General features: G+C 60.5%; 15 protein-coding genes and 1 pseudogene. 7 read left to right on the forward strand and 9 right to left on the reverse strand.

Annotated features, from left to right (window positions below):
* Positions 1-97: 97 nt before the first annotated feature.
* Both QD461_RS19765 and QD461_RS19770 read right to left on the reverse strand, forming a co-directional pair.
* Positions 98-241 (reverse strand): hypothetical protein, encoded by a 144-nt coding sequence (locus tag QD461_RS19765; RefSeq protein WP_414089268.1) that lies wholly within the window; start codon positions 239-241, stop codon positions 98-100.
* Positions 242-395: 154 nt separating this feature from the next.
* Positions 396-1577, reverse strand: a complete 1182-nt coding sequence (locus tag QD461_RS19770) for an NAD(P)/FAD-dependent oxidoreductase (protein WP_414089269.1) — start codon at positions 1575-1577, stop codon at positions 396-398.
* Positions 1578-1714: 137 nt separating this feature from the next.
* Here QD461_RS19770 and QD461_RS19775 point away from each other — a divergent pair, with 137 nt between their 5' ends.
* The 6 genes from QD461_RS19775 to QD461_RS19800 all read left to right on the forward strand — a co-directional run bounded on the left by QD461_RS19775 (position 1715) and on the right by QD461_RS19800 (position 10233).
* Positions 1715-3151, forward strand: coding sequence for a glutamine synthetase family protein (locus tag QD461_RS19775; RefSeq protein ID WP_184700598.1), 1437 nt, complete (start codon positions 1715-1717; stop codon positions 3149-3151).
* Positions 3152-3163: 12 nt separating this feature from the next.
* A complete protein-coding gene (locus QD461_RS19780; RefSeq protein ID WP_414089270.1) occupies positions 3164-4462 on the forward strand; it encodes an FAD-dependent oxidoreductase in 1299 nt (432 codons plus the stop codon).
* A gap of 132 nt (positions 4463-4594) precedes the next feature.
* Complete coding sequence (zwf, locus tag QD461_RS19785; RefSeq protein ID WP_184700594.1) at positions 4595-6070, forward strand: glucose-6-phosphate dehydrogenase; 1476 nt, start codon at positions 4595-4597, stop codon at positions 6068-6070.
* 15 nt (positions 6071-6085) lie between these two features.
* Positions 6086-6784, forward strand: a complete 699-nt coding sequence (pgl, locus tag QD461_RS19790; RefSeq protein ID WP_414089271.1) for a 6-phosphogluconolactonase — start codon at positions 6086-6088, stop codon at positions 6782-6784.
* A gap of 169 nt (positions 6785-6953) precedes the next feature.
* Positions 6954-8771, forward strand: a complete 1818-nt coding sequence (gene edd, locus QD461_RS19795; RefSeq protein ID WP_414089272.1) for a phosphogluconate dehydratase — start codon at positions 6954-6956, stop codon at positions 8769-8771.
* Between the two features lie 91 nt (positions 8772-8862).
* Positions 8863-10233 (forward strand): metallophosphoesterase, encoded by a 1371-nt coding sequence (locus QD461_RS19800; RefSeq protein ID WP_414089273.1) that lies wholly within the window; start codon positions 8863-8865, stop codon positions 10231-10233.
* Positions 10234-10424: 191 nt separating this feature from the next.
* Here the strand turns inward: QD461_RS19800 and QD461_RS19805 are convergent, their stop codons facing one another.
* From QD461_RS19805 to QD461_RS19830, 6 genes are all read right to left on the reverse strand, one after another.
* Complete coding sequence (locus tag QD461_RS19805) at positions 10425-10838, reverse strand: hypothetical protein (RefSeq protein ID WP_184700586.1); 414 nt, start codon at positions 10836-10838, stop codon at positions 10425-10427.
* Positions 10839-10969: 131 nt separating this feature from the next.
* Positions 10970-12058 carry an ABC transporter ATP-binding protein gene (locus QD461_RS19810; RefSeq protein WP_414089274.1) on the reverse strand — a complete coding sequence of 363 codons (1089 nt, stop codon included), beginning with the start codon at positions 12056-12058 and terminating at the stop codon, positions 10970-10972.
* Positions 12059-12080: 22 nt separating this feature from the next.
* Positions 12081-13733: an alpha-glucosidase gene (locus QD461_RS19815; protein ID WP_414089275.1), complete on the reverse strand. Its 1653-nt coding sequence runs from the start codon at positions 13731-13733 to the stop codon at positions 12081-12083.
* 35 nt (positions 13734-13768) lie between these two features.
* Entirely contained in the window at positions 13769-14923 is a 1155-nt protein-coding gene (locus tag QD461_RS19820) for a carbohydrate ABC transporter permease (RefSeq protein ID WP_414089276.1), read from the reverse strand.
* A gap of 1 nt (position 14924) precedes the next feature.
* A complete protein-coding gene (locus QD461_RS19825) occupies positions 14925-15941 on the reverse strand; it encodes a carbohydrate ABC transporter permease (RefSeq protein WP_414089277.1) in 1017 nt (338 codons plus the stop codon).
* Positions 15942-16067: 126 nt separating this feature from the next.
* On the reverse strand, positions 16068-17429 hold the full coding sequence (locus tag QD461_RS19830; RefSeq protein ID WP_414089278.1) for an ABC transporter substrate-binding protein: 1362 nt from the start codon (positions 17427-17429) through the stop codon (positions 16068-16070).
* 311 nt (positions 17430-17740) lie between these two features.
* Between QD461_RS19830 and QD461_RS19835 the strand changes: the two genes are divergently transcribed.
* On the forward strand, positions 17741-18772 hold the full coding sequence (locus tag QD461_RS19835) for a substrate-binding domain-containing protein (RefSeq protein ID WP_414089279.1): 1032 nt from the start codon (positions 17741-17743) through the stop codon (positions 18770-18772).
* A gap of 7 nt (positions 18773-18779) precedes the next feature.
* Here QD461_RS19835 and QD461_RS19840 read toward each other — a convergent pair.
* Positions 18780-19087: pseudogene (locus tag QD461_RS19840) on the reverse strand (bifunctional methylenetetrahydrofolate dehydrogenase/methenyltetrahydrofolate cyclohydrolase); the annotation flags it as partial.

A 19087-nucleotide genomic window follows, 5' to 3' on the forward strand; every position in this document is an offset into this window, starting at 1 on the left:
GTCGGTAAAAACACCGCGAATGGTTGGTGCCACCCGTGTTCCGAGCCGAGGAAAGCCGCCGCCGAGCGACGGCTGCATGGTGTCTTCTGCGGCGCTGTTAGAGGCCGCGTACGGCCAGCAGAGCGATGCAGGCAGCGGTAACGCCGGCCGCCAACATCAAAAGTCTTGCTGCCACGAGTTTGGCATTGTCACGGGTCTGAGCGATTGCAATGGCGCGAGCACGGCGCTTTGTTCTGTTCATGAGTATATTCCCATTTTCGCACTGACACGATAACCGCCAAAAGGTACTTTCGGCAACTGCCAATGTATTCACGAAAGATGTAGGAAAGGAAAACGCGAGTACCAGAGGTGTGTTCCATTTTGTCACAGTTGCGATAACGCCTTGAAATGGAAACTCAAACCGCCTCGCCCGCAACGTGGCCGGACGCCCAGGCCCATTGAAAGTTGTAGCCGCCAAGCCAACCCGTGACGTCGACGCATTCGCCGATGAAAAAGAGGCCCGGAACGGTTTTCGCCTGCATCGTGCGGGAATCGAGAGAGGCGGTGTCGATGCCGCCTAGGGTTACTTCTGCGGTCCGGTAACCCTCCGAACCGGACGGCTTGACGGACCAGGACTGAATGGCCGACGCAAGTTGCTGCAGGCGCTTGTCGGATTGATCGGCCATATTGCCGGCCACGCCTTCGCTCTCGACGAAGTGCTGCGCCAGGCGTTTCGGCAAAATCTCGGCAAGGGCTGTTTGCGCCGACTGGCGGCCATTGGCCTGTTTGGCCCTTTTGAGAAGTCCGAAGACATCGATATCGGGTTCGATGACGACGGTGATATCCTCGCCCTCGCGCCAATAGGAGGAGATCTGCAGGATCGCGGGGCCGCTGAGGCCGCGATGCGTAAAGAGCAGCGCTTCGCGGAACGCCGTCTTGCCGTGCCGAAGCTCGGCAGGGGCTGCAATGCCCGACAGCGGCGACATCAGCTGGAGCAACTGAGGATCGAGCGTCAGCGGCACAAGGCCCGGTCGGGTTTCAACGACAGGCAATCCGAATTGTTCGGCGATGCGATAGGCAAAGCCTGTTGCGCCCATCTTGGGGATCGACTTGCCGCCAGTCGCGATGACGAGTGAAGTCGCTTCGAAAACCCCTTCGGAGGTGCTGACGCGATAGCCGGCGGTGGTCTGCTCGATATCGCCGACCTCCATTCGCAATCGCAGCTGCACACCGGCTGCCCGCATCTCGTCGGTCAGCATGCGGATGATGTCTTTTGCACTGTTGTCGCAAAAAAGCTGACCGAGCGTTTTCTCATGCCAGGCAATACCGTGGCGCGCGACCAGGGCGATGAAGTCCTGCGGCGTGAAGCGGGCAAGCGCCGATTTGGCAAAGTGTGGATTTGCCGACAGGAAGTTCTTCGGGCCGGCGTGGATGTTGGTGAAATTGCAGCGGCCGCCACCTGAAATGCGGATCTTCTCGCCCGGCGCACCGGCGTGGTCCAGCATGACGACAGAGCGCCCACGCTGGCCGGCACGGATGGCACACATCATCCCCGCAGCGCCCGCACCGAGGACGATCACATCATATCTGCCAGCCACGTTTAAGCCCTTCAATCTTCGCCGCGCTCCCTTGTCACTCTTCCATCATACGGCGAAAGTCCGAGCGGTTTTCCCCCTCGCCAATTGGCAAACTGCGGTTATGATGCAATCACCGATCAACCCAAATACGGTGTTTTATGCCCGCGAGAAAGACCCCGCTGAAAGCTTCAGTGCCTGCCTCGAAAATCCCTACGGTGCCTCCCAGCCTGCGATCGGCACGCGGCGTGGCAAACTGGAAGGAAGCAGCCCAATGGCTGCGGGCGCGCGGGATCGAAGACATAGAATGCATCACGCCTGACCTTGCCGGCGTACCGCGCGGCAAGATGATGCCGACCTCGAAATTCACCTCGAATACATCGCTGGCGCTGCCTTCGGCGATCTATCGCCATACGATCTCAGGCGAGTATCCTGAGGAGACCGAGAGCTTCCGCTACGAGCCGCGCGATAGCGACCTCAAGCTCGTCCCGGATCTTTCGACGCTTTCAGTCGTGCCTTGGGAAACCGATCCCACGGCACAGGTGATCTGCGATATCGTCAATTCCGAAGGGCACGCGGTGTCCTACACGCCGCGCAACCTCTTGAAGAAGATCATGGGGCTCTATCGCGATCGCGGCTGGAAGCCGGTAGTCGCCCCCGAGATCGAATTCTATCTGGTCGCCAAGAATGACGACCCGGACTATCCGCTGCACCCGCCGAAAGGCCGTTCCGGCCGCTCGATCCTCGGCGGGCAAGGATATTCGATCGCCGGCATCAACGAGTTCGACGAGTTGATCGACGATATCTACCATTTCTCGGAGAAGCAGGGGCTCGAGATCGACACGCTGATCCATGAAGAGGGTCCGGCGCAGCTTGAAATCAACCTGCGCCACGGCGATCCGATCGAGCTGGCCGACCAGGTGTTCATGTTCAAGCGAACGATCCGCGAGGCGGCGTTGAAACACGGCATCTATGCAACCTTCATGGCCAAGCCGATGCAGAGCCAGGCGGGCTCGGCGATGCACATCCATCAATCGGTCGTGAACATCGAAACGGGCAAAAACGTCTTCACCAATCCGGACGGCAGCCCTTCGCAGGAGTTCTTCTATTTCATTGGCGGCATGCAGCGTTATGTCCCGAATGCGCTCGCCATGCTGGCGCCTTACGTAAATTCCTATCGCCGGCTGGCGCCGAACATGTCCTGCCCGGTCAACAATGCCTGGGGCTACGACAACCGCACGACGGCCTTCCGCGTACCCGTATCCGATCCGCAGGCGCGGCGCGTCGAGAACCGGCTGCCGAGTTCCGACGCCAATCCCTATCTGGCGCTGGCAGCCTCGCTCGCCTCCGGGCTGCTCGGCATCATGAAACAAGTCCAACCAACCGCGCCGACGGAAGATTCCGCCAATGAGGGCTCGATCGATCTGCCGCGCGGCCTGCTGGAAGCGATCGCCCTTCTCGAAGACGAGCCGGCTTTCGAAGAGGTCCTCGGCAAGGACTTCATCGACATCTATGCCGGTGTCAAACGCGGCGAATTCGAAACCTTCATGCAGGTGATCAGCCCGTGGGAGCGGGAATTCCTTCTGCTCAACGTGTGAAGGAGGTCGCCGATGACATTGCAGGAAACATGGCAGAGCCCGATCGCACCGGGCCTTTCATTCTACCAGGCGACCGTCGGCCCGCGCCCGAGCTATCCGAAGCTCGACGGCTCGCGCAAGGCTGACGTTGCAATCATCGGCGGCGGCTATACAGGCCTTCAGGCCGCGTACAATCTCGCCAAGGGCAGTGCCGAGGTCGTGCTGATCGACGCCAATCGCTTCGGCGACGGCGCCTCCGGCCGCAATGGAGGACAGCTCGGCACCGGCCAGCGCTGGTGGCCGGAGGAGATGGAAGAGAAGATCGGCTACGAGCGGTCGAAGGCTCTTTTCGATGTGGCCGAGGATGCTAAGCACTTCCTGCTCGACTTCGCCTCCGATCACGGCATCGATATCGACTTCCTGCCCGGCCAAATGAATGTCACGCACAAGCGCAGCTACAAGCGCGACTATATGGACAATGCCGAGATCGCGGCGACCCGCTACGGCTATCCGCATATGAAGTTCATGGACGAAGCCGAGACCCAGGAGCGGCTGGGTTCGAGCTTCTATCTCTATGGCGTCAGGGATATGGGCACCGGCCATATCCACCCTTTGAAACTGCTGATCGGCCTTGCCCGCGTCGCAGCAGATGCCGGCGCGGCTCTCTTCGAAATGACCAAGGCAAAAGGCTTCCGGCAATCGAGCGGCAAGACCGTTATCGAAACGGATGGCGGCGAGATCACTGCTGATCGGGTGCTGATCGCCTGCAACGGCTATATCGGCAATCTTGAGCCGGTGACGGCAAGCCATGTCATGCCGATCCGTTCCTTCATCGGCGCCACCGAACCGCTCGACCGCTTTCCGCGGGTTCTTCCCGGCAACGAAGCCGTGGCCGATTCGCGCTTCGTGGTGCGCTACTTCCGCAAATCGAAGGACGGACGACTGCTGTTCGGCGGGCGCGAAGCCTACACGTCGGACAATCCGCGCGACATAACGCAGCATATTCGCCGGCAGATCGCCGAGATCTATCCGGTTCTTGAGGATATCAAGATCGACTATGCCTGGGGCGGCTCGGTCGGCATCACCGTGCCGCGTCAACCCTTCGTGCGCGTGGTCATGCCGGGTGTCACCTCCATCGGCGGCTATTCCGGCCATGGGGTCATGCTGTCAAATTATTGCGGTAAACTCTATGCGAAAACAGTTCTCGGGAACGCGGACGAACTTCATCTCTTCAAGGAGCTGAACATCCCGGCATTCCCCGGCGGAGCGCGCGTGCGGGCACCTCTGCTGTTCCTGGCGCTCTCGTGGTTTGCACTGCGCGACAGGTTTTAGAAACCGGAAGATGAATTCTTCCGTCGGCGACCCGCGCCAAAAAGCCGAGTCTGAATTTTGCAATGCACACTGGCCTTTTTAAATCGATTAGATTAAAAGGGGCCTTAACAAAGACCGATTGAGAGATACCTCATGAGCAGCCAGATCATTCCCGTTGAACCATTTGATTATGTCGTTTTCGGCGGCAGCGGCGACCTTGCCGAACGCAAGCTCCTGCCCGCTCTTTACCATCGTCAGGTCGAAGGTCAGTTTTCCGAGCCGACGCGCATCATCGGTGCTTCGCGCAGCGCTCTTTCCAATGAAGAATACCGCAAGTTCGCCGACGCCGCCCTCAAGGAACACCTGAAGAAGGGCGAGTATGACGAGGCCGAGGTCAAGAAGTTCCTCGACCGCCTGTTCTACGTGCCGGTCGATGCACGCAGCGATGCCGGCTGGGATCAGCTCAAGAAGCTTCTGGACGAAGGCAAGGAGCGCGTACGCGCCTTCTACCTCGCCGTCGCGCCTGGCATCTTCGGCGACATCTCGCAAAAGATCCACGAACACAAGCTGATCACCAAGCAGACCCGCATCGTCGTCGAAAAGCCGATCGGCCGCGACCTCGCATCGGCTCTGCAGCTCAACGACACCATCGGCAAGGTCTTCAAGGAAGAGCAGATCTTCCGTATCGACCATTACCTCGGCAAGGAAACCGTGCAGAACCTGATGGCGTTGCGCTTTGCCAATGCCCTCTATGAGCCGCTGTGGAACGCCAACCACATCGACCACGTACAGATCACGGTGGCTGAATCGGTCGGCCTCGAAGGCCGCGCCGGTTACTACGACACCGCCGGCGCCCTGCGCGATATGGTGCAGAACCATATCCTGCAGCTGCTTTGCTTGACCGCGATGGAAATCCCTTCCTCCATGGATTCGGAGGCCGTTCGCGACGAGAAGCTCAAGGTTCTGCGCGCGCTGAAGCCGATCGACGCTTCCAACGTCGAGCAGGCGACCGTTCGCGGCCAGTACCGCGCCGGTGCTTCCGCGGGCGGCCCGGTCAAGGGCTACCTTGATGAACTTGAAGGCGGCGTCTCCAACACCGAGACCTTCGTCGCCATCAAGGCCGAGATCGGCAACTGGCGTTGGGCCGGCGTTCCCTTCTACATCCGCACTGGCAAGCGTCTTGCCGGCCGCGTGTCGGAGATCGTCATCACCTTCAAGCCGATCCCGCACAATATCTTCGATCAGGCCGCCGGCCGCATCGTCGCCAACCAGCTCATCATCCGCCTGCAGCCGGACGAAGGCGTCAAGCAGTCGCTCATGATCAAGGACCCGGGTCCGGGCGGCATGCGCCTGCGCAACGTCTCGCTTGACATGAGCTTCGCGTCTGCTTTCAACGTCCGCAATCCGGATGCTTACGAGCGCCTGCTGATGGACGTCGTTCGCTCCAACCAGACGCTGTTCATGCGTCGCGACGAAGTGGAAGCGGCATGGGAATGGGTCGACCCGATCCTCAAAGGTTGGGAAGCAACCGGACAGCAGGTGCAAGGTTACACCGCCGGCACGTGGGGTCCGAGCCAGGCTATCGCGCTCATTGAGCGTGACGGCCGCACCTGGCATGACGATATCTAATCCGGGACGACGACGATGACAGCGAACATGCATGCTTTCGCCAATGGTTCCGAACTCGCCGGCAAGCTCGCGGATAAGGTGGCCGAGACCCTCTCGGCTGCAGTCGCCGCGCGCGGCTCCGCAAGCATCGCGGTCTCCGGCGGCTCGACGCCGAAGACCTTCTTCCAGGCGCTGTCATCGCGCTCGATCGACTGGGGTAAGGTGACGATCACCCTCGTCGACGAACGGTTTGTGCCGGCGGATAATCCGCGCTCGAACCATCTGCTCGTTCAGGAAAACCTGCTGAAGGATAAGGCGGCTGCCGCCACGTTCCTTCCGCTCTATCAGGCTGCGGCTTCCGTCGAGGAGGCCGCGGTCATCGCCACGGAAAAGACCAAGGCTGTCGGCGATCCCTTCGATGTCGCCATCCTCGGCATGGGCAATGACGGCCACACGGCATCGTTCTTTCCGGGCGGCAGCAATCTCCGCACCGCACTCGATCAGAACACCCCGCGCGGCATCATCACGATGGAAGCGGAAGGTGCCGGCGAGCCGCGTCTGACGTTCACCTTCTCCAGCCTTCAGGATGCCAGATTGCTGGTGCTCCATATCGAGGGAGAGAGCAAAAAGGACGTTTTGGCCAAGGCCGAAGCGTCGGGCGAAGAAACCGAGATGCCGATCCGCGCCATGCTGCGTCGGGCCGCCTCTCCGGTCGAGATTTATTGGGCTCCCTGACACAGCCGGCAGGCCGCGTCAGCGAACCCTGAATGACACAGCAACATGTGCTGCGCCATGTGCCCTTGCGGGCGCAGCGGCAAAGCATTGACTTTTGGACCCCGCGCCGCGCCCTCTACCCAAGCAGACCTTAAGGGCATTGCGCAGAACAGACGGAGGCAGATCGACCATGGCCGCTGACGCCCGCATTTCCAAGATTACCGAGCGCATCGTCGAGCGCTCGAAGCCGACGCGCGAACGCTATCTGGACCGCCTGCGCAATGCCGCAACCAGAGGGGCGCAACGCTCCGTGCTCGGCTGCGCCAATCTTGCGCATGGCTTCGCCATCTGTTCCCCCTCCGAGAAGGACGCGCTGGCAGGGGACCAGGTGCCCAATCTCGGGATCATCACATCCTATAACGACATGCTTTCGGCGCATCAGCCCTTCGAGACCTACCCGGCCATCATCCGCCAGGCGGCAGCCGAAGCCGGCGGCATCGCGCAGGTTGCCGGCGGCGTGCCGGCCATGTGCGACGGCGTCACGCAGGGCCAGCCCGGCATGGAACTCTCGCTCTTCTCGCGCGACCTGATCGCCATGTCCGCCGGTATCGGCCTGTCGCACAACATGTTTGATGCGGCCGTCTTCCTCGGCGTCTGCGACAAGATCGTCCCAGGCCTCGTCATCGCCGCCCTCTCCTTCGGCCATCTGCCCGCCGTCTTCATCCCGGCCGGACCGATGACTTCGGGCCTGCCGAACGACGAAAAGTCGCGCGTGCGCCAACTCTATGCTGAGGGCAAGGTCGGCCGTGCCGAACTACTCGAGGCGGAATCCAAGTCCTATCACGGCCCCGGCACCTGCACCTTCTACGGCACGGCCAATTCCAATCAGATGCTGATGGAAATCATGGGCTTCCACATGCCAGGCGCCTCCTTCGTCAATCCAGGCACGCCGCTGCGCGAGGCGCTGACGCGCGAGGCGACCAAGCGCGCGCTCGCCATCACCGCCATGGGTAATGAATTCACGCCAGCCGGCGAGATGATCGACGAGCGCTCGATCGTCAACGGTGTCGTCGGCCTCCATGCCACCGGCGGCTCGACGAACCACACAATGCATATCGTCGCCATGGCGCGCGCCGCCGGCATCGTGCTCACCTGGCAGGATATTTCCGAGCTGTCCGACGTCATTCCGCTGCTGGCCCGCGTCTATCCGAACGGACTTGCCGACGTGAACCATTTCCATGCCGCCGGCGGCATGGGCTTCCTGATCAAGGAACTCCTGAAGAAGGGGCTGCTGCACGAGGATGTGCGCACCGTCTATGGCCACGGCCTCAGCAACTACTCCATCGACGTCAAGCTCGGCGCCGACGGCAATGTTGCTCGCGAACCGGCTCCAGACAAGAGCCACGACCCGAAGGTGCTGACAAGCATCGACTCACCGTTCCAGAGCAATGGCGGTCTGAAGATGCTGCGCGGCAATATCGGCAAGGCAGTCATCAAGATTTCCGCCGTCAAGCCGGAACGTCATATCGTCGAGGCGCCGGCCGTGATCTTCCATGATCAGCTGGAAATGCAGCAAGCCTTCAAGGACGGCAAGCTGAACCGCGATTTCGTCGCCGTCGTCCGCTTCCAGGGACCGAAGGCCAACGGCATGCCGGAACTGCACAAGCTGACGCCCGCGCTCGGCGTGCTGCAGGATCGTGGCTTCCGCGTGGCGCTCTTGACCGACGGCCGCATGTCGGGCGCGTCGGGCAAGGTTCCCGCCGCGATCCACGTGACGCCAGAAGCCGTCGATGGCGGCCCGATCGCTCGTATTCGCGAGGGTGACATCATCCGCATCGACGCGATCGCCGGCACTCTGGAAGTGCTTGTCGACGCTGCCGAGATGGTCGAGCGCGAACCCGTCGTCGCCGATCTGTCGGAAAACGAGTTCGGCATGGGCCGCGAGCTTTTCGCTCCCTTCCGCCGTGCCGCAGGCCCGGCAGACCAGGGTGCTAGCGTATTGATTTAAGGGCAACTTACGGCTGCCTGCGTCATAGGACTGACAAGTGAATTGACTAATCCCTTGGGTATTGCACGCCAATTCCCAAGGGTAGAAATTCATGTTGAAGTCATCGCTCGGACGCCGCCAGGCGCTGAAACTCCTCGCCGGCACGGCCGTCCTGCCTGCGCTCATTTCGGCCATGCCTGTCGAAGCTGCACAAAAGCCTCTGCGTGTCGTCATCCTGTCGGACCTGCATTCCGCTTACGAGCGCATGGGCCAGCTGCTGGCGACCATCGAAAAGCAGGTCGCAAGCAATGAGGGGCCGCATCTTGTCGTGCTGAACGGCGATCTCTTCGAGTCCGGCAATGTCGTGGCAACACGTTCGGCTGGCGAGATCGACTGGGCGTTCCTTGCAGCCCTTGCGAAGGTGGCGCCGACCGTCGTCAACATCGGCAATCATGAGCCCGATCTCGACAACGACCTCGCTAATTTCGTAAGCCGCGCCCGCGGGCTCGGCGTTACCGTTCTCAGCAATATCATCGACAAGCGCACCGACGCGCCCTACACGCAGTCTACGACCCAGCTGACGCTCGATGGCCGGTCGGTCACCATCACCGGATTTGCGACCGACACGATCAAGACCTATCCCAAAGCCACGCGCGACCTGCTCGACATTCCGCAGCCGGTGGAGTGGGCCAAGAAGAACCTTCCCGGGATTCTCAAGAGCGATAGCATCAATATTGTGCTCAGCCACGCCGGTGTCGTGGCGGATCGCGATATCCTACCGATCCTTCCCGAAGGTACGCTCATTATCGGCGGCCACGACCATCTGAACCTGACCCATGAACAGGGCGCCACGCGCTATGTTCACACGGGTTCCTGGTCGACGGCAATCACGGTCGCGACCATTGCCTCGCCCGGCACGGCAGCAACCCTCCAGCGCGTCGCGATCGATGCGGCCGGCGCTCCCTCCGCCGCGCTCAAGGATCTCATCCCAGCCGTGCTCGCCCGTCACCTCACGGATGAGGATCGCGCAACCGTCGGCAAGAGCGACAAGACCATGACGGTCGATGAGGTTGGCCGATTCGTTGCGGACGTGATGGCGAAAAAGACCAAGGCGGATATCGGCTTCGTCGGCCACACCTCTTTCGGTGCGGGTCTGCCTCAAGGCGAAGTTAACCGCTACAGCTTCAATGCCTCGGTGCGCTTCGACGGCAAGCTGATGCGGGCCGAAGTTGACGCCGCCGTGCTCGCGGCCATCCTTGCCCGCTGCAATCAGGACGGCGACATACCGCTTGCAACGCGCACAGGCGATTATCTCCACGCCGCACCGCTCAATCAGCCCAAGAAGGAGCGTTACACGCTAGTCTGCAACGACTGGTCGGCCATCAATCAGAAAAGCTATTTCGGGCGCGAAGATCTGGTGTTCTCGGAGGTGGTCGATGCGAAGCTGAAGCAGGCGGTTCTCGACGCGTTAGCCGCCGGGTGACGCCTGTAGCAACCAACCCTCTGGCCGAAGGGTAGGTTCCTTTGCGAACCTGGACAGGCATGATTCGCAAGAAGCGGTCACCGTCGCTGCGGATCATGCTCTAAACTTGACGGTTGCCGCGTGCATGATTGCAAACAGCCCTCGGCATTTCAGCCGAAGGCAGCGACGTAATTTTCGTATTGTCCGTGGCGTCAGCCGCGAATATCCAGCACGCGGTTCTTATGGGCCGGATGGGTGCTGTAGACGAAGATCTTGTTCATCTCCTTGTCCGTCAGCAGACGCAGGAAGCGGACCTCCACCGTGTTGTTGGGGAAGACCTTCATCAGCACGCAGCCCACCTTGGTGATGCGGGCGTCTGGGATATCCAGATAGAATTGCTTGGGCAAATTATACTGGGTGAGGATCGCCAGGATCGCGCTACTCTGCGAAATGCGGATAATATCGCAGCGGCGGGAAGCGAGGTTCATCACACCTTTTTCGGTGTATTCGAGCCGCGCCGCGTTCATCGTATCTTCCATACGGAACCGCACTTCGCGGTCATACATGAAAGATTCTTCCTTGTTGAGGAAATGCTGACCTGAATTAGCTCTGCCGAACGCGGCCATCTTGGTAGACCCCTGGGGTATATTATGAAGGCAAGACTAGCAGCGGGTCTTTAACAGAAGGTTTGGACGCGCCGGCCCAAGGTGAATTTTGTTGTTCATCTTGGCTTGAGCCGGCGACGTCCTGTAAGCGACTATTTCCGATAAGAATGGCCGCCGGCATCGAAGAGATGCAGCTTCTGGCGGTCGGCGGCAAAACGCATCTTCTGACCGCGATGAATATCGGCAATGCCGGGGATCTTGACGATGATCGGCTCGCCATCGACCAGACCTTCGATATAGAGCTGGGTCACTTCGCCGAGCGCTTCGACGATCGAGACCTCGCCTTCGAAGAGATAGTCGTCACCGGTCGCAAGACGCAGATCTTCCGGACGCACGCCGAAGCTTGCCTGCTTGCCCTTTTCGGAAGCGGGGGTCGGCATATCAAGCGTCACTGACTTACCGCCCGTCAGCGTCACAGTCGTCGTCGCGCCGGTCTCGGTCACCGTTGCGGGAATGATGTTCATGGCCGGCGAACCGATGAATTTTGCCACGAAGAGGTTTGCTGGACGCTCATAGAGTTCGAGCGGCGCACCCACCTGCTCGACGCGACCAGCCGACAGCACCACGATGCGGTCGGCAAGCGTCATGGCTTCCACCTGGTCGTGGGTCACGTAGATCATCGTCGTTTCGGGCATCGAATCGCTGAGCTTGGCGATTTCGATGCGGGTTGCGACGCGCAGCGCGGCATCGAGGTTCGACAGCGGCTCGTCGAACAGGAAGACCTTCGGGTTTCGGCAGATGGCGCGACCGATGGCGACGCGCTGGCGCTGACCGCCCGACAGAGCCTTGGGCAGGCGCTCCAGATATTGGGTGAGCTGCAGGCTGGCCGCCGCCGCGCGCACGCGACGGTCGATTTCCTGCTTGTTTTCGCCGGCGATGCGCATGCCGAAGGCCATGTTGTCATAGACGGTCATATGCGGATAGAGCGCATAGGACTGAAACACCATGGCGATACCGCGCCTAGAGGGCGGGACCTCGTTCACCTTCTGACCGGCAATCATCATATCGCCGGCGGTGATGCTCTCCAGCCCGGCAATCATCCGAAGCAAGGTGGATTTGCCGCAACCCGAGGGGCCGACGAAAACGATGAACTCGCCCTCGTTGATCTCCAGATCGATGCCGTGCAGCACATGCACGTTGCCGTAGGATTTTCTGATGTCCTTCAGAACAAGTCCCGTCATCTAAGCTCCTCCTCCCAAAGGCTCAGCCAAGACGCGCGAAATAAGCGCCCCAGGCCGGAATGTCGATTTTGTTGCCGTAGTTGTTGCTGGTAAAACCGTGCCCCGTCAATGCCTGCCAATTGCCTTCGGGTAAGGTTGCCATGGATTCCACAGGGCTCATGTTGAGAACACAGAGAATGGTCTCGCCCGCATGAGTGCGGGTGTAAAGCAGCACATCGCCCTGCGGTTGCGAGAAGGCGATATTGCCCTTGGCGAAGGCCGGATGCTGTTTGCGGAAGGCTAGGAAGCGGCGATACTGCTCAAGCACCGAATTCTCATCACCCTGCTGGACGCTGACGGCGCGCAGAATATGCTCCACCGGCACCGGCAGCCAGGGCTTTACCGTAGAGAAGCCGCCCTGCGCGACCTGGCTGTCCCAGACCATCGGCGTGCGGCAGCCATCGCGCCCCTTGAACTCCGGCCAGAACTGGATGCCGTAAGGGTCCTGCAGATCCTGATAGGCGAGATCGGCTTCAGTGAGCGCCAACTCTTCGCCCTGAAAGATGCAGACGGAGCCGCGCAAGGTCAGCAAGAGCGCAGCATAGAGCTTGGCGAAAGCATCGCGGTCGGAGACCAGATTGCCCCAGCGGCTGACATGGCGCACGACGTCGTGGTTGGAGAAGGCCCAGCAGGCCCAGCCTTCCGGGGCGGCGGCGTCGAAATCATTCATCACCTCTTCGACACGCTCCGGCGATAGAGCATCCGGCGCGAGGAATTCGAAAGCGTAGCACATATGCATCTTGTCGCCGCCGGAGGTGTATTCGCCGACGATCTCGAGGCCGCGCTGGCTGTCGCCGACTTCGCCGACGGCAGCAATCGCCGGATATTCGTCGAGCACGGCGCGGAAGCGCTTGAGGAACTCCAGGTTCTCGGGACGGTTCTTGTCGTAGAGATGCTCCTGGAAGTTATAGGGATTGACCGCCGGCGCGGTGGAAGCGTTGCGGCGGGAGGGCTCAAGCGCCGGATTGTCGCGCAGTTCCTTGTCGTGGAAATAGAAATTGATGGTATCGAGGCGGAAACCGTCGACGCCGCGGTCGAGCCAGAAGCGCACGACATCGAGCAGGCGGTTCTGCACTTCCGGATTGTGCAGGTTCAGATCCGGCTGAGAGGTCAGGAAGTTGTGCATGTAATATTGCATGCGCGTCGGATCCCAGGCCCAGGCCGAGCCGCCGAAGATCGACAGCCAGTTGTTGGGCGGAGAGCCATCCGGCTTGGCATCGGCCCAGACATACCAGTCAGCCTTGGGATTGTTCTCGCTCGACCGGCTTTCGACAAACCAGGGGTGCCGGTCGGAGCTGTGCGACAGCACGAGGTCGATCATCACCTTAATACCGAGGCGATGGGCTTCCGTCATCATGGCGTCGAAATCGGTCAGCGAACCGAAGATCGGATCGACATCCTCATAGTTCGAGACATCGTAGCCGAAATCGCGCATCGGCGAGGTGAAGAAAGGCGAAATCCAGATCGCATCGACGCCGAGCGCTGCGACATGCGGCAGACGGACCGCGATGCCCTTGAGGTCGCCGATGCCGTCGCCGTTGGAATCCTGATAGGAGCGCGGATAGATCTGGTAGATCACCGCGCCGCGCCACCAGTCCTTGTCAACTTCTAAGGTCGATTGAGGAGCAATGCTCATGCTGAATGGGTCCTGTGTCAGTAGATGTTTTTGGATCAGCCCCCCTTCACCGACCCAGCGAGCAGACCACGTACCAGATAGCGCTGCAGACCGAAGAAGACGAGGAGTGGAATAAGGATGGTAACAAAGGCCGATGCCGTCAGGATCTCCCAGTTGCCGCCGCGTGAGCCGAGCAGCGCATTCAGCGCCGCCGTCAGGACCAGGTGATCCTTGTCGGTGCCGAGGAACACCATCGCGATCAGGAGGTCGTTCCATACCCAGAGGAACTGGAAGATCGCAAAGGAGGCAAGCGCCGGGAAGGACAGCGGCAGGATGATCTTGACGAAGATATCGAAATCGCTGGCGCCGTCGACGCGGGCGGATTCGATGATCTCCTTGGGCAGGCCGGCAATGTAGTTGCGCAAGAGATAGATGGCGAGCGGCAGACCGAAAGCGGTGTGCGCCAGCCAGATGCCGGGATAGGTCTTCGAAGGCACGCCGAAGATCTGGCCGATCTCGTTGTAGATGCGCAGAAGCGGGATCAGCGACATCTGCAGCGGCACGACGATCAGGCCGACGACGAGCGCGATCAGGATCGTGCGGCCAGGAAATTCCATCCACGCCAGCGCGTAGGCTGCAAAGGCGGCAATCAGGATCGGTATGACCGTTGCCGGGATCGTCACCGTCAACGAATTGATGAAGGACTGCCCGATGCCTTCGCCACGCAGCACGGTGCGGTAGTTGTCAAAGGTGAACTGCGGCGGCGTGGCGACGGTGAGGTAGACGCGCTTGGCACGCGCGTCTGCTTCGAAAGCGCCGTTCTTCTGGTAGCGATAGCTGCCGTCGGAATTGATGGTGAGGGTCTCGCCTTTCTCCAGTTCGGCCGGTGCCCCGGCCTTGTAGGCAGCCGGCTCCTGCACACGCAAGCCGAAGGACTGGATCTGGCCGCCACCCTCGACGGTGAGCGTTCCTGAAATCACGAAGTTTGCACCGTCCGGCTTCGCCTTGTCCGGACCTTCGAGACGTGCGGCCGTCGTCCGCGAGGAACCGGCAAAGGCCGTCCACCAGCCTGAGACGACGATCTGATCCCTGTCACGCAGGGCGGTGACGAAGATGCCGAGCGTCGGCAGGAGCCAGAGGAGAACGATGAGCAGCACTGCCGCATGAACGAAGATGCGGGCAGGACCGATGCGACCTAGATTTCCAAGCATGTCAGCGCCCCTTCGTTTCAGCGTTTGCACGGCGAATGTTCCAGATCATGATCGGCGTCACCGCCGCCATGATGACGAGCGCGATGACGGCGCTTCGACCGCTGTCGCCGCCGCCGCGGAACATCCAGTTGAACATCAGGTTGGCGAGCACCATCGTGTTCCACTGGCCGTTGGTCATAGTGAGCACAATGTCGAATACCTTGAGGACGAGGATGGTGATCGTGGTCCAGACGGTGGCGATCGTGCCCCAGACCTGCGGCACCATGATCTTCCAGAAAATCTGCCAGCCATTAGCGCCATCGATGACGGCGGCTTCTATGGTTTCTTCCGGGATACCACGCAGCGCCGCCGAGAGAATGACCATGGCAAAGCCGGTCTGGATCCAGATCAGCATGACCATCAGGAAGAAATTGTTCCAGAAGGGAATGGTGATCCAGACCTCCGGCGTGCCGCCGAAAAGCTGAACGACGGCATTCAAGAGGCCGATCTGGGTGTCGGTACCGCCGCGATATTCGTAGATGAACTTCCAGATGACCGAGGCGCCGACGAAGGAGATCGCCATCGGCATGAAGATGACGGCCTTGGCGATGTTGCCCCACCAGATGCGGTCGGTCATGACGGCGATGACGAGGCCGAAGAAGGTACAGGCCGCCGGCACGACGGCGAGCCAGAGGATGTTGTTGAAGATCGACTGGCGGAATTCGGTGTCGTTCAGCGCCCAGACATAGTTGGCGCCACCGACGAACTTGTTACCATCAGGTCCGTAAAAGGACAGGATGAACGTCGCCACGACCGGGTAGACGAGATAGACGATGAGCAAAAACAGCGCCGGCCCCAGGAACAGCCAGGGGCGGATGAGGCCTCGGCGGCGGAGATTGACGGCCGCCTGATGGACATCGGCTCCCTCCTTTGCGGGAAAGATCAGATCCAAGAATTTGTTGGAGAACCAGAAGTATGCGGCGCAGGCGGCGACACCGAATATCATGGCGCCAATCGCCGATAGGATCTGCGAAAACATTCATTCCCTCCCCGAATTTACCTACTTGAGGCCGTCGTTCCGGCATCGGCTGCGCTCAGAAGACGCGCCGTTTGAATGCTTAGCGCCGCCGCCGGCACGTTGCCGACGGCGGTTTAACTATGAAGCTTACTTGATGGCGTCCCAGGACTTCTGAATGCTGTCGGCAACATCCTGTGCGGACTTGCCGCCGACGAAGTCCACCATGCCGGTCCAGAACGAGCCTGCGCCGATCTTGCCCGGCATCAGATCGGAACCGTCGAAGCGGAAGGTAGTGGCGGAGGTGAGAATTTCGCCTTCCTTGCGCAGCGTGTCGTTGGCGTAGGCAGCCGTGTTAACGGACTTGTACGGCGTCAGGAAGCCGGACTGCGCCATCCAGACTTCCTGGGCGATCGGCGTCTGCAGGAACTGGATGAAGGCGCGCGCGGCCTTCGAGTCCTTGGTGATGGCTGCAAGCGTACCGGCGCCTTCGACCGGCTTGCCGAGTTCTGGATGCGAGGCAAACGGCGGGAAGTAGAAGAAGTCTGCATCCTGGCCGAGCTTCGTGCCCTCCGGGAAGAAGGACGGGATGAAGGAAGCCTGCTTGTGCAGGTAGCACTTCGGCGGAACCGTGAAGAGGCCCTTGGGGCTGTCGCGGAAGTCCGTCGAGGCAACGGCCGCAACACCGCCGGCAACGTATTTCGGGTTCTTCGCGAACTTGCCGAATTCCTCGATGGCCGCGACGACCTTCGGGTCGTTGAACTTCAGGGTATTGTCGACCCAGTGATCATAATCCTGCGGCGTGTTCAGGCGCAGCATCAGATCCTCGACCCAGTCAGTTGCGGGCCAGCCGGTGGCGCCGCCCGAACCGAGACCGATGCACCAGGGAGTGCCGCCGTCCTTGACGATCTGGTCGGAGAGCTTGACCAGGTCTTCCATGGTCGTCGGAACCTTGTACCCGGCTTCCTCGAAGTTTTCCGGAACGTACCAGACCAGCGACTTCAGGTCGGCCTTATAGGGGAAGGCATAGAAGGCATCCTTGCCGTCCTTGCCCTTGTAGGTGCCATAGCCGACCCAGCTGTCGCCGGCGCCGTAGTTCGTCTTGATCCAGCCGGCGAGATCATCGCCAAGCGGCGTCAAATAGCCCTTGCTGGCAAGATTGGCGAGCAGGCCCGGCTGCGGCAGGATAGCAACGTTCGGCGGCGAACCGGCCTGCGTGTCGATGACGATCTGCTGCTCATAGTTTTCCGAGGACGAGTACTTGGCGTTCACGCCGGTCGCTTCGGTGAAATAGTTGAGGACGCTGGTGAAGAGCGCTTCGTCCTCGCCACGCCAGGGACCAAAGATGGTCAGCGTTTCGCCCTTGAGGTCGGCGTGCGCAGCCTTAAATTCGTCATAGCTCTTCCAGTTGAACTTGGAATCCTGGCCTGGCTGGAACTTCAGATCGGCCGCCATCGCCGCCCCTGCCATGAGGGCGGCAGCGGCAACGGTCATCAAAAACAATTTCTTCATGTGGTTGTCCTCCCAAATAACGAAATCTATGAGCCTAAACACGTTTCCGTGCGATACGCTCCATTCCTCAAAGCGCTTTGGCTACCTTCTGTCATCCATTGAGGACGCGACAAAGTCAAGTGATTTTCAGGATTCCGCTAATATGCACCGCAAATCTCGCACTGCAGCACAAAATAAGCACCAATATTTTCGCTAATTATCTTGTCTCATCCGCTCGGCCTGCTACATATTGAAAGCGCTTTGGAAGCTATGGACGCGTCGGGAGGTTGCGTTTGCTTCTTAGCGGCTTTAGAGTTGGAGGGCCTAAATACGTGAATCTGAAACAGCTATCGCAATTGCTGGGGCTGTCGCAGACGACAGTCAGCCGGGCCTTGAACGGATATCCCGAGGTCAATCGCGAAACGCGCGAACGTGTCCTCAAAGCGGTTCGGGAGACCGGCTATCGGCCTAACAAGGCGGCGCAAAGGCTTGCCACCGGCAAGGCTGGATCCATCGGGCTAGTCATGCCGACCTCTTCCGGCAATTCTTCGGACGCGCATTTCAGCGAGTTCCTGACCGGCCTTGGCGAGGAAGCTCTGAAACACGACTTTCATTTCGTGCTGACACCGGCCGACCCGAACGACGAAGTCGGCGCCCTGAGGCGGCTGGCCGCAAGCGGCAATGTCGATGCTCTCTTCGTCAACTACATGCGCGGCCACGACCCGCGCCTGGAAATGCTGAAGACCCTTTCCATGCCCTTCCTCGTGCATGGGCGCTCCATCGGCTCGGAGCCGGATTATCCCTTCCTCGACATAGACAACGAAGCCGCCTTCTATGAAGCGACGAAATTGCTGCTGCAGCTCGGGCATAAGCGCTTCGCGCTGCTCAACGGCCCCATCTACCTCGATTTCGCCATCCGCCGGAAGAACGGCGTCGAAGCCGCTCTTGCCGAACGGGGTCTCACGCTCGACGAGGATTGCGTCAGCCACACTCCGATGACCGACGAGCAAGGCCTGCTCGTGACGGAGCGTATTCTGCAGATGGAAAAAAAGAAGCGCCCGACGGCGGTGCTTTGCTCCAGTACGGTGCTGGCGCTCGGTGCCGTGCGCGCCATCAATCAGGCAAAGCTCAAGCTTGGCGAGGACATCTCGATGATTGCCCACGACGACGTGCTGACCTTGCTCAAGCCGGAGAATTTCACTGTGCCGCTGACGACGACGCGCTCATCCTTGCGCTCGGCAGGCGTGCGCATCGCCGAGCGATTGATCGGCGAAATCAAGCAGACGGAAACTTTTCCAGCTCAAGAATTGTGGAAAGCGGAGTTGATCGTGCGCGCCTCGACCGGCGTCGCGCCGGCCGATTGATCGCAATTTAGAACCTCGGCGGCTTTCGACCCGCGGCACGATGGGCTGCGATGACAGTATTGGCCATCAGCATAGCGATCGTCATCGGCCCGACGCCGCCCGGAACCGGCGTGATCGCTCGTGCGACTTCGGAGGCCTCCGCATAGGCGACATCGCCCACCAGACGGCTCTTGCCCTCGCCGCGCTCCGGCGCATCGATCCGGTTGATGCCGACATCGATCACCGTCGCCCCCGGCTTGATCCAGCTGGCCTTGACCATCTCCGGACGGCCGACGGCTGCCACAAGGATATCGGCGCCGCGCGCCACGGATGCCA

Origin of the sequence: Rhizobium sp. BR 314 (genome assembly GCF_047445805.1) — a bacterium.
GTDB classification, from domain to species: Bacteria; Pseudomonadota; Alphaproteobacteria; order Rhizobiales; family Rhizobiaceae; genus Rhizobium; species Rhizobium lusitanum_B.

Coding starts and splice junctions, on each gene's coding strand:
- QD461_RS19765 (WP_414089268.1), bottom strand. CDS start 241: ATGAACAGAACAAAGCGCCGTGCTCGCGCCATTGCAATCGCTCAGACC.
- QD461_RS19820 (WP_414089276.1), bottom strand. CDS start 14,923: ATGCTTGGAAATCTAGGTCGCATCGGTCCTGCCCGCATCTTCGTTCAT.
- zwf (WP_184700594.1), top strand. CDS start 4,595: ATGAGCAGCCAGATCATTCCCGTTGAACCATTTGATTATGTCGTTTTC.
- QD461_RS19825 (WP_414089277.1), bottom strand. CDS start 15,941: ATGTTTTCGCAGATCCTATCGGCGATTGGCGCCATGATATTCGGTGTC.
- QD461_RS19810 (WP_414089274.1), bottom strand. CDS start 12,058: ATGACGGGACTTGTTCTGAAGGACATCAGAAAATCCTACGGCAACGTG.
- pgl (WP_414089271.1), top strand. CDS start 6,086: ATGACAGCGAACATGCATGCTTTCGCCAATGGTTCCGAACTCGCCGGC.
- QD461_RS19775 (WP_184700598.1), top strand. CDS start 1,715: ATGCCCGCGAGAAAGACCCCGCTGAAAGCTTCAGTGCCTGCCTCGAAA.
- edd (WP_414089272.1), top strand. CDS start 6,954: ATGGCCGCTGACGCCCGCATTTCCAAGATTACCGAGCGCATCGTCGAG.
- QD461_RS19830 (WP_414089278.1), bottom strand. CDS start 17,429: ATGAAGAAATTGTTTTTGATGACCGTTGCCGCTGCCGCCCTCATGGCA.
- QD461_RS19805 (WP_184700586.1), bottom strand. CDS start 10,838: ATGGCCGCGTTCGGCAGAGCTAATTCAGGTCAGCATTTCCTCAACAAG.
- QD461_RS19815 (WP_414089275.1), bottom strand. CDS start 13,733: ATGAGCATTGCTCCTCAATCGACCTTAGAAGTTGACAAGGACTGGTGG.
- QD461_RS19800 (WP_414089273.1), top strand. CDS start 8,863: ATGTTGAAGTCATCGCTCGGACGCCGCCAGGCGCTGAAACTCCTCGCC.
- QD461_RS19780 (WP_414089270.1), top strand. CDS start 3,164: ATGACATTGCAGGAAACATGGCAGAGCCCGATCGCACCGGGCCTTTCA.